This window comes from Pedobacter sp., assembly GCF_037719805.1.
Taxonomy (GTDB): Bacteria; Bacteroidota; Bacteroidia; order Sphingobacteriales; family Sphingobacteriaceae; genus Pedobacter.
Genome location: NZ_JBBJLZ010000002.1, coordinates 1,019,723 through 1,040,403, shown reverse-complemented (window position 1 = coordinate 1,040,403; position 20,681 = coordinate 1,019,723). Strand labels below are relative to the sequence as shown.

Genomic DNA, 20,681 nt, shown 5'->3' with positions numbered 1-20,681 from the left:
AAGTGTTTAGCCTGTCCTGGCTGTAAAATCACAATTCGCCAAATATTCTTCTGCCTAAGTTGCAAAAAACGAAGGAAAGCGTCGAAGTTCGCAAAAAGTAGTTAACTGTCATATGTGTTTATAGATTTGCTAACTAACCAATATAACATGAAGAAAATAAAAATTACCGACTCCATTACAACAAGAGATGAGTCACTTACAAAGTTTTTACGGGAAACTAGCAAGTATCCTTTGCTTCTTGCTGAGGAGGAATTTATTCTACTCCAAAAATCTAAACAAGGAGATACCAAAGCAAAGGATAAACTCATTTTGTCTAATGCACGATTCCTCGTATCAATCGCTAAAAAATATCAGTCAACCGGCCTCCCTCTGATGGATTTAATTTCCGAAGGTCAGTTCGGACTTATTGACGCTGTTAACCGTTTTGATGAAACCAGAGGATTTAAATTAATTACGTTTGCAGTTTGGCATATTAGACAACACATACATAAATATGTTAATGCCCAATTGCGCCAGATTAGGCTTCCTGCAAATCAAATTATCATCGGGTCAAGGATCAACCGCCTGACCCAGGAGTTGGAACAAATACTAGAGCGTATGCCAACTGAAGCAGAATTATTAGAAGCTTCTGATCTGACAATTGCTCAAATCAAAGATATTACTACAAATCCAAGTTGTGTTTTATCTATTGATAAAGTATCCAACCTGGATAACGGTGGTCGGTTGTTGGATGTTCTCGAAAATAAAAATGCGCCAAAGACAGATTATTATTTGGACTTGGAGTCTAATCAAATCAACCTAGACAGGTTATTCAGAATTCTTCCGCAAAGACAAATGAAAATTGTTCAGCATTTCTTTGGAACGAACGGTTACAACCATCTTACGCTTGAAGAGATTGCTCAGACAGTTGGATTAAGTAAGGAGCGTACGCGGCAAATCAAGGATGATGGTATGAAACGCCTCTCCGCTGCGGTCAAAATCACGGGGTTGCTTCGCGATTAAGATCTAAAATATAAGCCGTTTGTGTATCCCAGTGGTATCTGCAAAGGAAAAAGAAGATGGCAGATTGTTAACTTCTTTTTCAATTGCTTATTCCTATGATCTTCAAGACGTCCCTAAAAAATCTGTCCTTTAAGACCCGCTAGCAAAAAACGCTTCCAATTAATGTTTTAGATGTTCACTTACCTCATTCATCGCAAAGGCTAGTTGTTCTGCTGGACTTAGATCTGTATTGTCCAATATGATGGCGTCATCTGCTCTAACTAGTGGACTTTCAGTTCGGGTTGTATCTGCATAGTCCCTATGAGCTATATTTTCAAAAACTTCTTCCAAGGAAGTACTAAAGTCTCCTTTACTTTGCAGTTCTTTAAACCGCCTTTCCGCTCTTATTTTTGGATCAGCAGTCATAAACAGTTTGACCTGTGCATCTTTAAAAACGGTAGTGCCAATATCGCGTCCATCCATTACAATATCTTTGGATTTCCCCATTCGTTGTTGCTGCTTAACCATTTCCTTACGTACAAATCTGTTTGCGGACACAATACTAACGCTATCCGATACAGGCATCTTACGAATTTCGTCAGATACCTCCTCGGCATTCAAGGTAATATGAGACTCGTAATCTCTAGAGTGGAAATTAAGTTCTATATGATGCATAGCATCACAAACTTGTTCATCATTTTGAGCATCGACGCCATTTCTAAGAAAGTAAAGTGTCACTGCGCGATACATCGCACCAGAATCGACGTAAATAAAGCCAAGTTGCTTTGCCAAAGCCTTAGCCAAAGTACTTTTCCCACAAGATGAATATCCGTCGATAGCTATTACGATGTTCTTTCTCATTAACCAAAGATAAAAGTTTATTTTTACGAAATGTTACCCAGTAGAGAAGATATCATTAAGTCTGTAATTTTTAAAACTTCAAGAAGTGGTGGAAAGGGCGGACAAAACGTAAACAAAGTTTCCAGCAAGGTCGAGCTTGTTTTGCACATTCCCTCAGTACCGTTTTTTACTGAACAAGAGAAAATTATATTACTCGAAAAGCTATCTACGAGACTAGACACTGAAAATTATCTTCATACTGTTTCTCAAGAGGATAGAAGTCAGTTGCTTAACAAGGAAAGGTGCATTGTAAAAATGATTTCTCTGCTAAAGGCTGCTTTGAAAGTACAAAAAAAGCGTATGGTTACTAAAATCCCGAAGTCCGTCATAAGAAAACGTCTTGAGACTAAATCCATCGTGTCTGGTAAAAAGGTTTTAAGAAAGAAGCCCCAAATTGATCATTAAGGTTAATTAAATCTATAATTCATACTAATAACACCCCATTGATGTGCTCTTGCGGTACTTTCGATCTCTTTAGTTTGTAAGATTACTCCAAAATCAAAAGTAAAGCGCTTTGAACTGTAATTGAAACCTAGTTGCTGGGCAAATACAATTGGTTTCACATCAAACGTCACGGGACTAGTGTTATTAAACATGCTGCCCTGTACTGTGGCGTCATACCCTACAAAATTTAGTTGCGGCTTAGCATAAAAGAAGATTTCTCTTGCAACAATCCCTTTGGTTTTGGCATTATGCTCAACAGTCGCGTTTAGGTATGAAGAATTGAATAACTGATTGATACTTCCTGCCCTCAGCAAAATACCTGCACCTGCTCCGCTAAATGTCGTACCCACGTTGGCGTAACCTTCAAAAGACAGGTCTGCAGCGTTGTCGACTAGACGGTGAATAAGTTTTGTATATTGAACGGATAAGTTGATTGCGGCTTCATTTCTGATTTGGTATTCCCAGCCTGCAAGTTCGTAAAAGCCAACGGTATTGTGGAGCAATTCCTGACCATCCTCTGCAAGCGAGCCAGGACCTACTGTACCAATCTCCGCAGAAACTCTTAAAACACTTTCGTTAGATTTAAACCAGCTAAGTGCTCCCCCGGCATACAAATACCCGGCAAAGGGTCTGTCATGCCTGGCGGGATCAGGAGCGTAACCAGAGATTGGGTTGTACATTTTTTGACCTAAAGATATTTCATAGATCTTTTTCTCCAGGCCAGCTTTAAGTTTTGACTGATCTAAAGCTCTCCTAAAGTTCAAAAATAATCCATTAGTGTAATACCGGTCAGATCCCTGTGCTAAATAAGCATCATTTTCACTTCTAAAGCCGAACTCGTTTTTATAATCTTGTGAGTAGCCATAATTTGTTACAAGTAAAAAGAAGACCAAAAGTATAAAGTTAGTCTTCTTCATATTAAATGGAGTTTTAAGCATATCACGCTGAAATTAGGCATAAAGAACATTATTAACAACAGTTACCTTTAACCAACAACATGGAACGCTTACTTTTATCTCAAAAGTACCTCTAGTCTGCCTTTATGCCTTGTGTTACAGAAAGATCTTGTGCATTATTAACCTTGTCCTCAGTTAAGGCCAATTCAATTACTTCTTTCATTTCGGTCACATAGTGAAAACGTAGATCTTTAACATAGCTCTCCTTAATCTCCAGTATATCTTTCCTGTTTGATTTGCAAAGTATGATATCTTTAATATCTGCGCGTTTCGCAGCTAGGATCTTTTCTTTTATGCCCCCTACAGGAAGTACTTTACCCCGTAGCGTTATCTCACCTGTCATTGCCAGGTTCGATTTTACCTTTCGTTGTGTAAATGCAGATGTTAAAGCAGTAAGCATAGTTATGCCAGCGGAAGGGCCATCTTTTGGCGTAGCACCAGCAGGAACATGGATATGTATATCACGCTGATCGAAAAGCAAATGGTCGATATTGAATAGGGCAGCATGCGCTCGTAAATATGCAAGTGCAATGATAGCCGACTCTTTCATAACATCTCCGAGATTTCCGGTGAGCGTAAGTTTTCCTTTGCCAGGACTTAAACTTGCTTCAATAAACAAGATATCTCCGCCAACTGAAGTCCAAGCTAAGCCTGTAACGACTCCGGCTACTTCATTACCTTCATAAAGGTCCTTGTCGTAAATGGGCGCTCCTAAAATGCGTTCAACATCATCGTTTGTTAGGGTAGGATCGTAGGTTTCATCCATTGCTATCTTTGTAGCCACTCCGCGGACAAGAGAACCTATCTTTTTCTCTAAACCACGTACACCTGACTCCCTTGTATAGTCTTCAATGACTTTTTCGATAAGATTATTTTTTAGTACAATATCTTTAGTCTTTATGCCGTGTTGTTCCTTCTGCTTTGGCAACAGGTATTTCTTGGCAATTTCTATCTTTTCCTCTATCGTATAGCCATTTACCTCAATAATTTCCATGCGGTCCAGTAAAGCTGGTTGAATAGAACTTAAAGAATTTGCAGTAGCGATAAAAAGAACGCTGGACAAATCATAATCAGTTTCCACATAGTGGTCATTGAATGCACTGTTTTGTTCCGGATCCAAAACTTCTAATAAGGCAGATGATGGGTCGCCACGCTGATCGGAAGCAACTTTATCAATCTCATCTAAGACGAATACTGGATTAGCGGCTCCAGCTTTTTTAATAGACTGAATAATTCTTCCTGGCATTGCGCCGATATAAGTTTTTCGATGCCCTCTAATTTCTGCTTCATCTCTAATCCCGCCAAGGGCCATTCTGACGTACTTTCGATTTAACGCTTTTGCTATCGACTTACCCAAAGATGTCTTCCCTACCCCTGGAGGACCAACCAGGCAAATAATAGGCGCCTTCATGTCCCGTTTAAGTTTCAAAACAGCAAGGTATTCAATTATACGTCTTTTTACCTTTTCCAAGCCAAAGTGGTCTTTATCAAGTATCCGCTGAGCTCGCTTAAGATCGAAATTATCTTTTGTGAAATCACCCCAGGGTAGATCCAGTAACAACTCCAAATAGTTAATTTGGAGGGAATAATCTGGGGCAGCAGGATTCATTCGGCCAAGCTTGTCCAATTCCTTACTAAAATGCTCCTTAACGTCTACTCCCCATTTCTTTTTACGAGAGCGTAATTGTAAAGCTTCATATTCAAGGTCAGATGAGTTTCCACCTAGTTCTTCTTGTATAGTTTTAAGTTGCTGGTTTAAAAAGTAATCGCGCTGTTGTTTGTCTAGATCAGTACGTACTTTTGACTGAATTTGATTTTTCAACTCCAGCATTTGTAATTCAAGTGTAAGTAACTCCATTACCATAGTTGCACGTCCACGTAGATTCGTCATCTCCAGCATTTTCTGCTTGTCAGAAACGTCAGAATTCATGTTCGACGAAATGAAGTTGATTAAAAAAGAAGTGCTCTCAATATTCTTTAATGCAATTCCAGCCTCACTTGGAATGTTTGGCGAAAGTTGAATAATCTGAGAAGACATCTCCTTGATAGAAGCAACTAGAGCTTTAAATTCTTTGTCAACTTTGTTTTTGGACTCGGTGAACTTAGTAATACTCACTTTAATATAGGGCTCAGATTGCACCTCCTCAATAAGCCGGAAGCGTTGTTTTCCCTGAATAATAACAGTAGTGTTCCCATCTGGCATCTGGAGCATCTTGATAATATGAGCGACCGTACCAACGCTATTTAGTTGATCGAAGGTGGGATCTTCTACAGAGACGTCTTTTTGAGAGACCACACCGATGATCTTATCGCCTTTGTAGGCCTCTTTAATTAATTTGATCGATTTATCCCTGCCAACTGTTATTGGAATAACAACTCCTGGAAAAAGTACGGTATTTCTTAAGGGAAGAATCGGTAGTATTTCAGGAGTATCCTCACTATTCATTTCATCTTCATCCTGTTGAGACATTAATGGGAAGAATTCTGTATCTTCATTTATGATTGGTAATGCGGTGTTAAAAACAAATTGATCTTGTTTGCTCATTAAGTATTTCTTTAATTTTCTAACGACAATGTGACAGCCGTGATTTTCCAGATTGGCATTTAATATATATTCAACACAATTTCAACTCCTGTGCCAAAAACGACATTGCCTTTTTTTGTATGTTAAAAAGTCCGAATAAAATATTTATTTCATTTATAATCATATTTTGTCACCTTCAGCGTTGATATGAAAAGATAATGCTGGTACGATAGTTGACAACTTCCAGTTTTTCCAGTAACTTAAAAATAGTTGTAAGGATTATTAAGGAATTAGGTCAAAACTAAATATATTTATTTCTTATTAAGTAAAATTTAATGAACTATTTCAAACAGACTGCTTTATTACTTCTTGTCTTAATCGCTGGGCAGACAATTGCGCAAACTAATAATTACGACAAATTAGGCTTCCAAGCCTTGATGATGAAAGGAGATTTTAAAGCTGCGGTTTCTCAACTAGAGAAGGCTGACGTAAAAGACCCTAACAATGCTAATGTTTTAAAAATGTTAGGCTACTCTTATTATCAATCCGGTAACTTTGAAAATGCCATATCTACATACAGTAGATACATTACCTTAAAACCTGCAGATTATTCCGCCTATTACTATAGAGGAAAAGCCCGGTTGAATGTCGCGAACGATCCGCGTGAATCACTTAGCCAAATGAGAGATAATTTTTACCTGTCCTCAATTAAGGACTTCACAAAAGCGATTGAATTAAACGGTGAGGAAGATTCGCAGTTGCTTCAAAATCGTGCACTGGCCTACAAGGACTACGCAATTTATAAGTCGTATAAGATTAAGAAGTCCCTAGATAAGACAGCATGTATCGCACTGTTTAATAACTCAGTAGTCGACTTTCAGAAGATCTTAGTACAACAGCCCCAACGTTCTGATATTATCAGCTTAGTCTCTTATGTTAAAGCACAGATAGCGAGCTTGAAGTAGTTATCTAAATTTCCCTTCAACCAGAAAATTCTTATCTGAAAAAAATCTAATACTTTGACGTTTCTTAATCAAATAAGATCTGTTTGGGACATAAATTAAACTATCAACTGAGGTGTATAGTAGATTGGCGTTACGTATGACGATTAGAATCTTGTTGACCTTTCCATTACTAAGGCTCACTTCGATTGCCTTAACTGGGACCTTCTCGTTATTGGATAAATAAGTTTGTTTTGTGTCGTTCTTTGATACGGTAAACAATCCCTTCCACGAGACTCTGTTGATTTCCGCATCACTAAAAATACTAAGTTCTTGTTTCCAATTGGTAACCAGTACTGTTTTTTTTTCCAGCACCCCGTTAACTTCAACACTCTTTATGATCCTCGGCTTCACTTTGCTGAGCCTGGCAATTTCTGTTTCGAAATATCCCTTAATATCAAAATAATTTGCTTGTCCAATTTGTTCTTCATTTATAGCCGGTTTACAGCTGCAGACAAGCAAAAATATTAAGAGCAACCATTTAATGTCTCTTGTCATACCAATACGTTTCCAGTCATTATTTCTGGAATTTCGATATCCATAATAGCTAAGATGGTCGGTGCAACATCACCTAATTTTCCGTTTTTAATAGATTTATGATCATTATCTATTAATATGCAAGGAACTAAGTTTGTGGTGTGGGCAGTATTTGCCGATCCATCTTTATTTACCATGAACTCAGAGTTTCCATGGTCTGCCAGGATGATGAATGAATATCCATTTTCTACCCCCGCTTCAACAACTTGTTTAGCGCAATAGTCAGCGGTTTCCACAGCCTTTACCACGGCAGCAAATACACCGGTATGGCCAACCATGTCTGGGTTCGCGAAATTCAGGCATACAAAATCTGGCCAACCAGATTTTAGTTCCTTAACTATGGCCTCTGTAATTCCAGCAGCACTCATTTCAGGTTGAAGATCGTAAGTTGCTACTTTTGGAGAAGGGACTAGAATTCTCTTTTCATCTTTAAATTGTAGCTCCCTACCTCCAGAAAAGAAGAAAGTTACATGTGGGTATTTTTCAGTTTCGGCAATACGGATTTGCTTTCTATGATTGGTTTCAAGTACCTCGCCTAATGTCTGGGACAGATCATCTTTTGTAAAAACTACTTTAACACCCTTAAAACTCTCATCATAAGTCGTCATTGTCACAAAGTACAAAGGAAGTTTATGCATGTTAAATTCAGGGTAATCGCTCTGACTCAATACCGAAGTGATTTCTCTTCCGCGATCCGTACGGTAATTGAAACAGAAAACTACGTCGTCAGGTTGAATCATCGCAGTGGGCGCCCCGGTCGCATTAGTTACAACTATTGGTCTGATAAATTCATCTGTTATGCCCTCCTTATAAGATTTTTGAATAGCAGAAATTGGATCCGTGACATACTCTCCGATACCTTTTGTAAGGAGGTCATATGCCAATTTCACTCTTTCCCAACGTGTATCACGATCCATAGCATAGTACCTTCCTATCAAGCTTGCTATCTTTGCCGTAGAGCCTTCAATGTGCTGGCTAAGTTCTTTTATGAATCCCAAACCAGAATTAGGATCTGTATCCCGACCATCGAGGAATGCATGTATAAACACATCTTGTAATTCTTGCTCACTGGCAGAATCACACAGTGCTTTCAAATGATTAATATGGGCATGAACGCCTCCGTTAGAGACTAGTCCAATAAAGTGAACTGCTTTTTTGTTTTCCTTAGCATATTTAAAAGCCTCTAAAATTACTTCATTATTGTGAAGAGTTCTGTCTGTTATGGCCTTATTTATTCTTCCTAACTCCTGATAAACTACTCGCCCAGCGCCGAGGTTCATATGACCTACTTCGCTATTTCCCATCTGACCTACAGGCAAACCTACCGCTTCACCAGAGGCTTCTAGTTTTGAGTTCGGATAATTTACCAAAAGTTCATCAAAAAATGGAGTTTCCGCTTGGTATGCAGCATCAGAACTATCTTTGTTGCCATATCCCCAACCATCAAGAATAAGCAGGACTACCTTTTTATTATTCATTTGTGTCTTAAAGTTTCATTTACTAGTACAAAGATAAGTCTATTATGTTTTTTAGCGAAACGATTTGCCGATAAAGAAATCTAACTGTGGCATAATTTATGTGCAATTGCTAAGTTAGTTAAGCTTAATTATGAAGTCATTCTTGTTGTCCGTTGTCTTGCTATTCCATCTTCCTACGTTCATGGCTGCTCAAGGGGACATTATTGATGACTTAAGCAGTCAATTTCGGAATGGGAACTCAAAAGAAATTGCCGCTAATTTTTCTTCAACTGTAGACTTAATCATCATAGATGAAGAAGATGTCTATTCTAAAGCACAGGCGGAACAGATAATAAGAAGTTTTTTTTCCAAATATATTCCTGTAAAATCAACTGTTATACACCGTTTGAATACAAACCCTAATTTCAGATATGGTGCACTCTCTTTGGTAACTAAGAACGGGTCATTCAGAGTTTCGATTACCTTAAAGAAAAACGCAAATGCTTTTTTGATTACCGAATTAAAAATAGAAACTGAGAAATAGTTGCAAAATGCTACTTTTGAGTTTAATTTCAAGTTTTGGATAAGCAAATAATAGATCTATTCATAAAAAATGCCGTTGCCGAGGATCTCGGCGATGGTGATCACACTTCACTCTCTACTATCCCCTCCAATGCTCAGGGTAAAGCAAAGCTAATAATTAAAGAAAATGGTGTTCTAGCGGGCATTGAATTAGCACTTGACATATTTGACTATATAGATTCGAAACTTATTGTTAAAACGCTTTTAACTGATGGACAGCAAGTAAATTTTAATGATATCGCTTTAACGGTCTCCGGGAACACGCATAGTATTCTGTTAGCAGAGCGTCTCGTTCTTAACTGCATGCAAAGAATGAGCGGTATAGCTACTAAAACACACAATATAACCACACTTCTTGCTGGGTATAAAACTAAATTACTTGACACTCGCAAAACTAGCCCAGGGTTAAGGTTTCTTGAAAAATGGGCCGTGCGCATTGGCGGTGGTGTGAATCATAGGATGGGGCTGTATGATATGATCTTAATCAAAGATAATCACGTCGATTACGCCGGCGGCATCGCTAATGCCATCAATGCAGCTAATATTTATCGTCAGACAAATGCCAAGGCACTTCAGATTGAGATCGAAGTCAGAAACCTTTCTGAGCTATCTGCTGTAGTGTTAACAGGGAATGTTGATCGTATTATGTTAGATAACTTTGAAATTGAGAATTTAAAAAAAGCTATTGATCTTATAAATGGTCGTTTTGTTACTGAGGCTTCTGGAGGCATCACTGAACTTAATATCGTTGACTATGCTGCATGTGGGGTGGATTATATATCTATGGGCGCATTAACTCATTCCGTTAAAAGTTTAGATATGAGTTTAAAGGCCTTTTAGGTATGATATCAATATTTTCAATCTCAGCGCTCCTGTTCGCGTATCTGTTTGGCTCTATACCTACCGCGGTATGGCTTGGACAGGCTTTTTATGGCGTTGATGTTAGGGAATATGGCAGTGGAAATGCTGGAGCTACTAATACGTTCAGGGTGCTTGGAAAGAAGGCGGGCATTGCTGTAATGATTATCGACATTGCCAAAGGTTACACTGCAACAAACCTTGCTTATTTTATAGGTCTCTCCGTTACGGGTCCCCAACATACTTCTCAGTTCGTAAATTATCAGCTTGCGCTTGGTGTCACAGCGGTGATGGGCCATCTATTTCCAATATTTGCAGGGTTTAGAGGTGGAAAAGGAGTCGCTACTCTTTTTGGAATGATTTTGGCAGTTAACCTACCGGCAGCTATGTTTTGCGTTCTTGTCTTTGTTGTAGTTTTGTTGGCAACTAAATATGTTTCGTTAGGCTCTATATGTGCGGGTTTTACTTTTCCGCTGAGCACTATTTTCATATTACAGTCCACAATTCGATCAGAAGTGTTATACGGTATGTGTGTATGTGTTTTAATACTGGTGACGCACCAAAAGAATCTAGAGCGACTCCTCAAAGGCAAAGAATCAAAAGTTTATCTGTTCAAGAAAAAAACCAGTTAAATCAAGAAATTTATGAGAAAGTTATTAGTTATCGGTGCAGCCATCATGGGCCTCACTATTTCGTCTTGCACAACAGTCCCGTTGACGGGTAGGAGCAGATTAAATTTAGTCAGCGATTCACAAGTGTTGCCAATGGCGTTTCAGGCGTATGGGGAGTTTTTAACCGAGAACAAGGGCGCAGTCCTTTCAACATCCAATGCTCAGGCACAACAAGTAAAACGTGTAGGAAACAATATAATTGCCTCTGTCAAGTCGTATATGAATAATAATGGTTACGCAGAGTTGATTAAAGATTATCAATGGGAGGTTAATGTTGTTCAAAGTAAAGACTTGAATGCCTGGTGTATGCCTGGAGGAAAGATTGTAGTCTACACAGGTATTCTTCCGGTAACAAAAGATGACGCCGGATTAGCTACCGTAATGGGTCACGAGATCGCTCATGCTATTGCAGGCCACTCTGCTGAACGTATGTCTAAGGAAATGGTATCACAAGGTATCGGAGCTGCAGGTAACGTAGCTCTTTCTAAAAATGCTAAAACTCAATCTGTATTCAATACACTCTATGGAGTAGGCACGCCTTTGGTAATGTTAAAATATGGACGTGATCAAGAACTTGAGGCTGACAGATTAGGACTAATCTTTATGGCGATGGCGGGTTACAATCCCCAAAGTGCTACAGCCTTTTGGCAAAGAATGGCTTCAGCTTCGGAAGGAAGTCAGAAACCACCTGAATTCTTAAGTACACACCCAAGTGATGCAACAAGAATAGGACGAATTCAAAATGCACTTCCTGAAGCGCAGAAATACTATAAGTCTACAACAGGAAAACCTATAAAATAATTAGATGCTACCTCAGGGTAGCATTTTTAATTTCCAAGCGTTTGTAAAATGGCGGTTGCCTTTAACATACACTCTTCATATTCATGGCCTGCGTCAGAGGAATAGGTGATCGCTCCACCAACCTGGAATGAGAGATACTTCTTTTCAGCGCTGTACAAAATACTTCGAATAATAACATTCAAATCAAAGTCACCGGAGGGATCAACATATCCCATTGCTCCCGCATAGACTCCCCGCTTTGTCATCTCCAATGACTCGATCAGTTGCATCGCCCTTACCTTTGGTGCACCAGTCATAGAGCCCATTGGAAACGTATTCCTAATCGCCTCAATAAAGTGCAATGCCGGATCAAGATCACAACTTATGGTGGAAATCATTTGATAAACCTGTGGAAACCCATATATGCCAAATAGTTCCTCAACTTTTACCGTACCTTTCACTGCGCTTTTCGAAAGGTCATTTCTAACCAAATCAACAATCATTACGTTTTCAGCCCGTTCTTTAGTACTGTTTTGGAGACTGGTTTTATTCAGTTCATCCTGCAAGGGATTTTCGCTTCGTTTAGCGGTACCCTTAATAGGTTGTGATATTAGTTTCGTTCCTCGTTTACAGAGGAATCGTTCAGGAGTAGCAGATAAAATGTAATTATTATACTGTTTGAAGTACCCTGAAAACGGAGTAGGGGATAGCTTTTTAAGTTTTAAATAAACAGACAAAGGATCGATAGAAGCATGTGTGGCAAAAAATTCCTGACAGAATGTGGCTTCATAAATATCTCCACGTTGGATATATTCGTGCATCTCTGCAACCGAAATCATATAATCTTTTTGCTCCATCCGTACTTTTACTGCTAACGATGCAAGCTCTACAGTATCTTTTATTTGGACTTCATGGATCGTCTCGATGACGTCTGCATTTCCTATAATAACATGAACCTCATTAGCTAATCCAATTATCAAATATTCAGGGATAAAAAAGAAGAGGTCCGGCAATTGCAGCCCATCCGGATTTTGAGAATCAAGTTGTTCAATCTCGTTTTTTAAGTCATAACTTAAAAATCCGAACATCCATGTTTTATGTAGTTCGTAAAACGCTTTCCATGTATCAAAAGCGTTTCCAACAATGCAGCTGATCTCCGCTCTAGCTCCTGCGGCTATGAGAAAGTCATATTTGCCGTATTGGTCGCTATATTCATTTGAATCGAGATAACAACAAACATCAAACCCATCAGCCCAGGTGAGTGCCTTTTGTTTGAATACTTGTATCTCTTCGGCCTTCATAACTTCACTAGATGTATGGATGTGTTTTTAAGTCTATTCAACAAAAAAGGCGACACTATGCCGCCTTTGTATGATCAAAATAAATTAACTAATTCAACGCTAAGGTTTGGGTCCGATCCGGTCCAACCGATAAGTATTTTACAGGTACTTTAAGTTCTTCCTCAAGAAAAGAAATATATTCTGCTAGTTGCTTAGGAATCTCATCTATAGCCGTAATCTTAGTTACATCTGTTTTCCATCCATCAATCTCTTTTAAAATAGGGGTAGGCTGAACGGTGATGATGTCATATGGCATGTAGTCAATAACTTCGCCATTGTGTTCATAGTGCGTGCATACATAAATGGAATCAAATCCATCCAGTACATCTGCCTTCATCATGATCAAATCAGTAACGCCATTTAGCATAATTGCATATTTCAATGCAGGAAGATCAATCCAGCCACAACGACGAGCGCGACCAGTAGTTGCGCCAAACTCATGGCCAACCGAGCGCAGTTTTTCTCCTACTTCATTGTCCAGTTCTGTAGGGAATGGACCTCCGCCTACACGTGTGCAATAGGCTTTGAAAATTCCGTAAACATTGCCAATCTTATTTGGAGCAATACCTAGCCCAGTACAGGCGCCAGCAGTTGTTGTATTTGAAGAAGTAACGAAAGGATAAGAGCCAAAATCCACGTCTAACAAGGTACCTTGCGCCCCTTCGGCTAATACGGTCTTTCCTTCGCTTAAAAAGCCATTTACATAATGCTCGCTATCAACGTGAGGAATACTCTTTATAAATTCGATCGCTTCAAAAAATGCAGCTTCCTTCTCAGATAAATCGTATTCAAATTCATAATGAGATAACAGATCTTTATGCTTTTGAACCAGCTTGTTATAGCGTTCCTTAAAATCAGGAAGGGTGGTATCACCAATTCTCAAACCGTTACGACCAGTTTTGTCCATGTAAGTAGGACCAATGCCTTTTAAGGTTGACCCTATCTTATCTTTACCCATCTTTTGTTCGTTCGCTGCATCAAGCAGCTGATGAGTAGGAAGAATAAGATGTGCCTTCCGGGCAATTACTAATTTACCTTTACCAACAGGGTCATGACCTGCTGCTTTAAGGTTATCTAACTCCCTTTTTAGAATGATCGGGTCTATAACCACGCCATTGCCAATAAGGTTCATTGTTTTTTCGTTAAATATACCTGATGGAATAGTGTTTAAAACAAACTTTTTGCCATCAAATTCTAAAGTATGTCCGGCATTCGGACCGCCTTGAAAACGAGCTATCAAATCATATTGAGGACTTAATACATCAACAATTTTTCCTTTGCCTTCATCGCCCCATTGCAGGCCTAGAAGCACGTCTACTTGCGTCATTCTTAATTTTTAATAAAAATAATTATAATTCGATTTCTAACTCGCATTCTTAATTGCTGTAGTCTGACTGTTCATTGATGCCTTAGCAGCACAATCAAAACAGACACCATATAAGTTAAGGGAATGGTGCTTGATCTCAAACTTCAAAAGATCGCCAACCATGCTTTGTATTTGATGTACACGTGGGTCGCAAAACTCCACAACTTTACCGCAATCAATACATATAATGTGATCATGCTGGTGGTAGCCATAAGATTTTTCAAATTGAGCCATGTTCTTACCAAATTGATGCTTGGTAACAAGGTCACAAGAAACCAACAGCTCTAAAGTATTATATACCGTTGCTCTACTCACCCGGTATTTTTGATTTTTCATGTGGATATATAACGTTTCAACGTCAAAATGATCATCCCTTGAATAAATTTCTTCTAAAATAGCGAAACGCTCAGGTGTTTTTCTAAGACTTTTGTTTTCGAGGTAGGCTTCAAATATTTTTCTTACCAGCTCGCTGTTATGGTTTGTAGACATAGTATTAAACTCCTTTCAAAGGTATCAATTTTTATATTAAACGCTAATCATTTGTTGGTATTTTAAGCATCGAAGCGCGTTACTGCCGTGACTCCTTTTACCAGCAACAGGTTTTCAATCAAGTGGTCCAGATGCTCTTTGTCATTCACGTAAATCATGATCGACCCATCAAAAATACCATTGTCTGTATCTACTGTGATCGAACGCATGTTTACTTTGAAATCATTAGAAATTACTTTCGTGATGTTATTGATTAATCCTACATCGTCAATGCCAATGATATGAAGTCCTGTTAAAAACGTAAGTTCCTGTTGCTTATTCCATTTGGCTTTAACTACCCGATAGCCGTAATTGGCCATAAGCTGCGCGGCATTAGGGCAACTTGTTCTATGAATTTTTATTCCTTCATTTACAGTCACAAAACCAAATACATCATCACCTGGAATCGGATTGCAACATGCAGCTAACGTGTAATCAATTTTTTGCAGGTCTTCACCAATCAACAAAGTATCAGATTCTTTACCCTTAACCTTATTTAGGATCGCATCGATTTTCTGATCTTCGTTTTTTTCTGTCCCTCTATTTTCAATCTCTTTCTCGCTCGCAAGATAGTCTTTGAGGTCTTTCAGTTCTACCTTGCCATGAGCAACAGCTATGAAAAGCTCCTGGGTAGATTGCAGTTTGAAGAAATAACTAATCTTGTTTAGATTATCGGTGTTATAGGTGATTTTAAGTGATTTGAGTTTGCGTTCCAAAGCTTCCTTACCCATCTCTGCAATCTTCCTCTTCTCTTCTTTCAAAGAAGACTTAATCTTTGATTTTGCCTTTGCAGTGACAACGGTATTTAGCCAGTCCTCTTTAGGAGTTTGTTTGCTGGATGTGATAATCTCTACCTGATCCCCGTTTTGAAGCTTATAGGAAAGCGGAACTAATTTGTGATTAACCTTCGCGCCTATACACTTTGCGCCTACATCCGTATGAATTTCAAAAGCAAAGTCAAGGGCCGTAGCGCCCAGAGGTAGTTGTATTAATGCCCCTTTAGGTGTGAAAATAAAAATCTCATCAGAGAACAGATTCATTTTAAAATCATCAAGGAAATCCAATGCATTCGCTTCTGGATTATTAAGCATCTCCCTAACTTTCGATATCCATTGGTCGAGTCCATTATCATTACTGGACTCTTTATATTTCCAGTGCGCGGCAAACCCTTTTTCAGCAATTTCATTCATTCGCTGGGTTCTGATCTGTACTTCTACCCACTGACCCTTCGGGCCCATCACAGTGGTATGTAAAGACTCATAACCATTTCCTTTAGGTGAAGAGACCCAATCCCGTAGCCTGTCTGGATTTGGACGATAAAGATCGGTAACAATGGAGTAGGCTTTCCAGCAATCTGCTTTTTCATGCTCAGGTAAACTATCCAAAATAATCCTCACCGCAAATAAGTCATATACTTCCTCAAATGGGATGTTCTTACTTTTCATCTTATTCCAAATCGAATGGATGGATTTTGGACGACCATAAATATTAGCTGTTAAACCCTGTTCGGCAAGAATCTCATCAATCGGATCTACAAACCTTTTTATGAATAATGAACGCTCCGCTTTTTTTTCATTTAGCTGCGTAGCAATATATTTATACGTATCGGGTTCCAGATATTTCATGGAAAGGTCTTCTAGTTCGGACTTTATTGTATAAAGACCCAATCTGTGAGCCAAAGGTGCATACAGGTAGATTGTTTCAGAAGCGATCTTTAATTGCTTTTGGCGTGGCATGAAATCCATTGTGCGCATATTATGCAACCTGTCAGCCAGCTTAATCAAAATCACCCTAACGTCGTCCGCTAGCGTCAGCAACATCTTTCTGAAGTTTTCCGCCTGCAATGAACTGTTGTAGTCGAATACTCCTGAAATTTTGGTTAAGCCATCAATGATCTTTGCAGTCTTCTTACCAAATTCACGCTCGATGTCCTCTAATGTTATGTCGGTGTCTTCAACCACATCATGTAGCAATGCACAAACAATGGAAGTGGTCCCCAGGCCTATTTCTTCAGCTGCAATTTGCGCTACTGCAATCGGATGATAGATATAGGGCTCGCCAGATTTACGTCGCATGTTTTTATGGCTTTCAAGTGCCATATCAAAAGCTTTTCTTATTTCCTTCTTATCTCCACGTTGCATCGTTGGTTTACAAGCACGTAAAAGGGCCCGGTATCTTTTTAAGATCTCCCGCTTTTCTACTTCTAAATCAATTACTAATGCGTTTTTCATCAACATCTTGTCTTATGTTAGTCAATATAAGTTTTTTATTCGCTGCCCTGCTGACCCACACAATAAAAGTTCGTCTTAGCTGTTCTTTTAGGTAGTCCCGCTAACATATTATTTAAACAAAAAATAAGTTATTTATTTTATTATTAATTACATTAGAGTTCAAATCAAAAGCTTAATATAAATTAGCCTTATCTTTACAGGGTTATAAATTTATGAAATTTTATAGGTTATTTATTCTGTCAATTGTCATTATTAGCAGCATATCCGCGACTGCTCAAGTCTCCGGTTTGCCAGCCAAGATGCCTGTTTTGGGCAAGAATGATACTATTCGTGTGGCTGGAACAAATGACAACGGAGAGATGATTCCTTGGATACCTCTACACGAGGTGGTTATTTATGGCTATAGGATATTTAAGACCCCTGCTGATCAGGTTGCGTTTAATAGGTTAAGATACAACGTCATGAAGGTAATGCCTTATGCTTTATTTGCCAAAAGAAGGTATGAGCAATTAGAGCGGGAAGTAGCCTCCACAGAAGACAAGAAAGAACGAAAGAAATTTGTAAAGCAATGTGATAAGGAGATTAAAGATATGTTCAACCGTGAAATCAAAGAGTTAACGATCACGCAAGGGCAAATTTTAACAAAATTAATAGATAGGGAGCTTGGACGTACAACTTATGATATAGTAAAAGAAACAAAAGGTGGCATCACCGCGTTTCTTTACCAATCTGTTGCCAGGGTTGTTGGTCATAACTTAAAAAGTACCTATGATCCTCAACAAGACAGAGACATTGAATCAATTATTGTCTCTTCTGGCTTTTATCAATAAACCTATGTCTAATCCCTCCAAAAGCATTCATCAATTTAAGGTTAAACGTATCGACGGTGTAGAAACCAATTTTTCATCTTACAAAAACAAAGTCCTTCTCATTGTTAATATAGCCACCGGCTGTGGCTTCGCTCCGCAACTTAAGGAACTTCAGCAATTGAGAGAAGAATTGAATGACAGTGACTTTGAAGTTCTGGCATTTCCTTCAAACGATTTCGGCCGACAGGAACCATTAGACGGTCAGGCAATAGGTGTTTTTTGCCAGCTTAACCATGGGGTGCAGTTCCCCATATTTCAAAAAATCATGGTTAGAGGAGAAGCAGCACACCCCTTGTTTAAATTCCTGTCTCAAACCTCCACCCCGAGGTGGAACTTCCATAAATACCTGATCAACCGAGACGGTGAAGTGGTCGACTACTTTTACCCCTTTACTACTCCGCTTTCCGCGAAAGTGAAAAAGAAAATCCTCAAATTAATATAACGCTCGAAAAATTCATATGAAATTAGATTTATTGGTGCTTGCTGTACATCCCGACGATGCAGAACTCGGTTGTTCAGGTACCATCCTGAAGCACATTGCGGAAGGAAAAAAGGTAGGTGTTGTTGATTTTACACGAGGAGAATTAGGTACACGTGGCACCGCCGAAACGCGTGATGAAGAAGCTAAAGCCTCTTCGAAAATAATGGGACTTGTAGCCAGAGAAAACCTGAGTTTTCGGGACGGCTTTTTCCTTAATGATGAAACTCACCAACTTGAGGTGATCAAGATGATTCGGAAGTACCAGCCGGAGATAGTGCTGAGCAACGCATTACATGATAGGCATCCCGATCATGGGAGGGCTGGTGATCTGGCTAATGATGCTTGTTTTTACTCAGGTTTATCAAAGGTTAAAACCAGCTTGTTAGGTGTACGGCAGCAAGCCTGGAGGCCTTCGTTGGTACTTCAGTACATTCAAGACCGATATATAAAACCAGACATCATCATAGATATCACTCCTTATATGGAACAAAAGATTGCTTGTATTCAAGCATTCAAAACGCAATTTTTTAATCCGGATCAAGAAGACGGACCGGGTACCTATATATCATCTCCGGAGTTTTTCGACAGCATTATAGGAAGGGCCAGGGAAATGGGTAAGTCAATAGGCACTACTTATGCCGAAGGCTTCACTTCGAGGAAACTGTTAGGAGTTAATAGTTTATTTGATCTAAGGTAATAACGCTTAGTTGTAACTATATTGAACTTTACAATGAATTAAGTATTTTATCCATAACAAACAGTCCCTCATCTATATGTTTCGGCTCCATACACAGTGCAGGTCTAAATCGTATGGTCCGATCTCCACAACCTAAAAACATTACATTCCTATCCATGCCTTCTTTAAGAAAGGCATTCCGCATGTCTTTATTGGGTAAGTCAAATGCACACATCAGACCTTTTCCCCGCACATTACTTATCTTTTCAAACCTGCTTGCAAGTTGTTGAAGGCCAGTGTGCAGATAGGAACCTACATTAGCGGCATTTTCGCATAGCCTGTCCTCTTCAATAATTCGTAATATTTGAGAGGATCTAACCATGTCGACCAGATTTCCTCCCCAGGTGGAATTTATCCGGGAAGAAACAGTAAATACATTCCGTTCAATCTCATCCACTTTATTTCCTACCAATATTCCGCAAACCTGCATTTTCTTGCCAAAGGCCAATATATCAGGCTGGGCTTCTTCACTGTAATGTTGATGACACCAGAATTTCCCTGTTAATCCAACACCTGTCTGAACTTCATCATAAATAAGAAAGGCATCGTTTTCATCAGCAAGAGTTTTCAGTTGGATTAAAAACTCTTCCCTTAAATGTTTATCCCCACCTTCAGATTGAATGGGTTCGATAATGATCGCACAAATGTCATCCTTGTGATCAGCAAAAGCCTTTTTAACCTGGCTGATGGAGATCGCTTCAGAATCAATCGCAGTTTGTAAATTCTCACCTATTAAAGGATAGGTTACCATTGGAGTAGCCACTCGCGGCCAATCGAACTTAGCATACCATTTCGTTTTCTCAGGAGAAGTATTGGTCAAGCTTAAAGTATAACCGGTTCTACCGTGAAACGCATTTTCAAAATGCAAAACTTTGAAGCCCTTTTCATGCTGATAACCTTTTTCAAAATTCTTCTGCACTTTCCAGTCCATTGCTACCTTTATTGCGTTTTCTATTGCCAAACCCCCACCAGCAATGAAAAAGGCATGTGGAAGATAGTTTGGGATACCAACCCTTGAAAAGGTATCTACAAATTCAGCATAGTGCTGCGTATAAACGTCAGAATTTGATGGATTAGCAAGTGCTGCCTGCAATAAATGTTTCTTAAAACTGTCGTCGCCAATCATCTTTGGATGGTTATAACCAAGAGGAACAGAAGCGAAGCAAGTGAAAAAATCCAAAAGTCTACGATTGTACTTTGAATCATGAATGTAGACACCCTCACTTTTTTCGATGTCATAGGTTAAGTCGAAGCCATCCGCTAAAACGTGTTTGCTTAAGCTTTGATTAACGTCTGCAGGAGCTATGGTCAGTTTATACATGATCCTTTCGTTTATAACCAAACTTAGAGAAAAATAAGCACACCCTTCTTGTTTAAGCGATCATTTTACACGGTCACGTCAAAGTAAAGACTCTTTTGCAAACTTTTCTTTCCAATAC

At 39.0% G+C, this 20,681-nt stretch carries 20 protein-coding genes; 10 read left to right on the top strand and 10 right to left on the bottom strand.

Translation table 11 applies throughout. The annotated features are described in order from the left end of the window. Nucleotides 1-147: 147 nt before the first annotated feature. On the top strand, nucleotides 148-1,002 hold the full coding sequence (locus tag WKF66_RS09510) for a sigma-70 family RNA polymerase sigma factor (RefSeq protein ID WP_489674200.1): 855 nt from the start codon (nucleotides 148-150) through the stop codon (nucleotides 1,000-1,002). A gap of 159 nt (nucleotides 1,003-1,161) precedes the next feature. Here WKF66_RS09510 and cmk read toward each other — a convergent pair whose 3' ends face one another. After that, nucleotides 1,162-1,842 carry a (d)CMP kinase gene (cmk, locus tag WKF66_RS09505; protein ID WP_489674199.1) on the bottom strand — a complete coding sequence of 227 codons (681 nt, stop codon included), beginning with the start codon at nucleotides 1,840-1,842 and terminating at the stop codon, nucleotides 1,162-1,164. 30 nt (nucleotides 1,843-1,872) lie between these two features. On the opposite strand from cmk, the gene WKF66_RS09500 reads away from it, so the two are divergent. Beyond that, on the top strand, nucleotides 1,873-2,286 hold the full coding sequence (locus WKF66_RS09500) for a peptide chain release factor-like protein (protein ID WP_489674198.1): 414 nt from the start codon (nucleotides 1,873-1,875) through the stop codon (nucleotides 2,284-2,286). Between the two features lie 2 nt (nucleotides 2,287-2,288). Here WKF66_RS09500 and WKF66_RS09495 read toward each other — a convergent pair whose 3' ends face one another. Together WKF66_RS09495 and lon are read right to left on the bottom strand one after the other, a co-directional pair. Beyond that, nucleotides 2,289-3,242 (bottom strand): lipid A deacylase LpxR family protein, encoded by a 954-nt coding sequence (locus WKF66_RS09495; protein WP_489674197.1) that lies wholly within the window; start codon nucleotides 3,240-3,242, stop codon nucleotides 2,289-2,291. Nucleotides 3,243-3,354: 112 nt separating this feature from the next. Then, the gene (gene lon, locus WKF66_RS09490) at nucleotides 3,355-5,826 is read right to left on the bottom strand and encodes an endopeptidase La (protein WP_489674196.1); all 2,472 of its coding nucleotides are present in this window, start codon (nucleotides 5,824-5,826) and stop codon (nucleotides 3,355-3,357) included. 314 nt (nucleotides 5,827-6,140) lie between these two features. Here lon and WKF66_RS09485 point away from each other — a divergent pair, with 314 nt between their 5' ends. Beyond that, nucleotides 6,141-6,770, top strand: coding sequence for a tetratricopeptide repeat protein (locus WKF66_RS09485; protein ID WP_489674195.1), 630 nt, complete (start codon nucleotides 6,141-6,143; stop codon nucleotides 6,768-6,770). Here WKF66_RS09485 and WKF66_RS09480 read toward each other — a convergent pair whose 3' ends face one another. Together WKF66_RS09480 and gpmI are read right to left on the bottom strand one after the other, a co-directional pair. After that, on the bottom strand, nucleotides 6,771-7,304 hold the full coding sequence (locus WKF66_RS09480; RefSeq protein WP_489674194.1) for a hypothetical protein: 534 nt from the start codon (nucleotides 7,302-7,304) through the stop codon (nucleotides 6,771-6,773). Then, a complete protein-coding gene (gene gpmI / locus WKF66_RS09475; protein WP_489674193.1) occupies nucleotides 7,301-8,821 on the bottom strand; it encodes a 2,3-bisphosphoglycerate-independent phosphoglycerate mutase in 1,521 nt (506 codons plus the stop codon). Before gpmI ends, WKF66_RS09480 begins: the two co-directional genes overlap by 4 nt. A gap of 130 nt (nucleotides 8,822-8,951) precedes the next feature. On the opposite strand from gpmI, the gene WKF66_RS09470 reads away from it, so the two are divergent. The 4 genes from WKF66_RS09470 to WKF66_RS09455 are packed head-to-tail and all read left to right on the top strand — an operon-like array spanning nucleotide 8,952 to nucleotide 11,712. Further along, nucleotides 8,952-9,344: a DUF4783 domain-containing protein gene (locus tag WKF66_RS09470; protein ID WP_489674192.1), complete on the top strand. Its 393-nt coding sequence runs from the start codon at nucleotides 8,952-8,954 to the stop codon at nucleotides 9,342-9,344. 35 nt (nucleotides 9,345-9,379) lie between these two features. Then, nucleotides 9,380-10,222 (top strand): carboxylating nicotinate-nucleotide diphosphorylase, encoded by an 843-nt coding sequence (gene nadC, locus WKF66_RS09465; protein WP_489674191.1) that lies wholly within the window; start codon nucleotides 9,380-9,382, stop codon nucleotides 10,220-10,222. Between the two features lie 2 nt (nucleotides 10,223-10,224). Beyond that, the gene (gene plsY, locus WKF66_RS09460) at nucleotides 10,225-10,872 is read left to right on the top strand and encodes a glycerol-3-phosphate 1-O-acyltransferase PlsY (RefSeq protein WP_489674190.1); all 648 of its coding nucleotides are present in this window, start codon (nucleotides 10,225-10,227) and stop codon (nucleotides 10,870-10,872) included. 12 nt (nucleotides 10,873-10,884) lie between these two features. After that, nucleotides 10,885-11,712, top strand: coding sequence for a M48 family metallopeptidase (locus tag WKF66_RS09455; protein ID WP_489674189.1), 828 nt, complete (start codon nucleotides 10,885-10,887; stop codon nucleotides 11,710-11,712). Nucleotides 11,713-11,738: 26 nt separating this feature from the next. Here WKF66_RS09455 and WKF66_RS09450 read toward each other — a convergent pair whose 3' ends face one another. The 4 genes from WKF66_RS09450 to WKF66_RS09435 form a co-directional block, all read right to left on the bottom strand. Beyond that, nucleotides 11,739-12,992: an anthranilate synthase component I family protein gene (locus tag WKF66_RS09450; RefSeq protein WP_489674188.1), complete on the bottom strand. Its 1,254-nt coding sequence runs from the start codon at nucleotides 12,990-12,992 to the stop codon at nucleotides 11,739-11,741. 88 nt (nucleotides 12,993-13,080) lie between these two features. Then, entirely contained in the window at nucleotides 13,081-14,358 is a 1,278-nt protein-coding gene (locus tag WKF66_RS09445) for an adenylosuccinate synthase (RefSeq protein WP_489674187.1), read from the bottom strand. A 36-nt stretch (nucleotides 14,359-14,394) separates the two neighbouring features. Further along, complete coding sequence (locus tag WKF66_RS09440) at nucleotides 14,395-14,886, bottom strand: Fur family transcriptional regulator (RefSeq protein ID WP_489674186.1); 492 nt, start codon at nucleotides 14,884-14,886, stop codon at nucleotides 14,395-14,397. Between the two features lie 62 nt (nucleotides 14,887-14,948). After that, on the bottom strand, nucleotides 14,949-17,156 hold the full coding sequence (locus WKF66_RS09435; RefSeq protein ID WP_489674185.1) for a RelA/SpoT family protein: 2,208 nt from the start codon (nucleotides 17,154-17,156) through the stop codon (nucleotides 14,949-14,951). A 212-nt stretch (nucleotides 17,157-17,368) separates the two neighbouring features. Between WKF66_RS09435 and WKF66_RS09430 the strand changes: the two genes are divergently transcribed. Genes WKF66_RS09430 through bshB1 form a run of 3 tightly spaced genes read left to right on the top strand, consistent with a single transcriptional unit; the run spans nucleotide 17,369 to nucleotide 19,203 of the window. After that, the gene (locus WKF66_RS09430) at nucleotides 17,369-17,986 is read left to right on the top strand and encodes a DUF4294 domain-containing protein (RefSeq protein WP_489674184.1); all 618 of its coding nucleotides are present in this window, start codon (nucleotides 17,369-17,371) and stop codon (nucleotides 17,984-17,986) included. Nucleotides 17,987-17,990: 4 nt separating this feature from the next. Further along, entirely contained in the window at nucleotides 17,991-18,467 is a 477-nt protein-coding gene (locus tag WKF66_RS09425) for a glutathione peroxidase (RefSeq protein ID WP_489674183.1), read from the top strand. Between the two features lie 16 nt (nucleotides 18,468-18,483). After that, nucleotides 18,484-19,203: a bacillithiol biosynthesis deacetylase BshB1 gene (gene bshB1 / locus WKF66_RS09420; RefSeq protein WP_489674182.1), complete on the top strand. Its 720-nt coding sequence runs from the start codon at nucleotides 18,484-18,486 to the stop codon at nucleotides 19,201-19,203. A gap of 28 nt (nucleotides 19,204-19,231) precedes the next feature. Here bshB1 and lat read toward each other — a convergent pair whose 3' ends face one another. Next, nucleotides 19,232-20,563, bottom strand: a complete 1,332-nt coding sequence (gene lat, locus WKF66_RS09415) for an L-lysine 6-transaminase (RefSeq protein WP_489674181.1) — start codon at nucleotides 20,561-20,563, stop codon at nucleotides 19,232-19,234. Nucleotides 20,564-20,681: the final 118 nt, after the last annotated feature.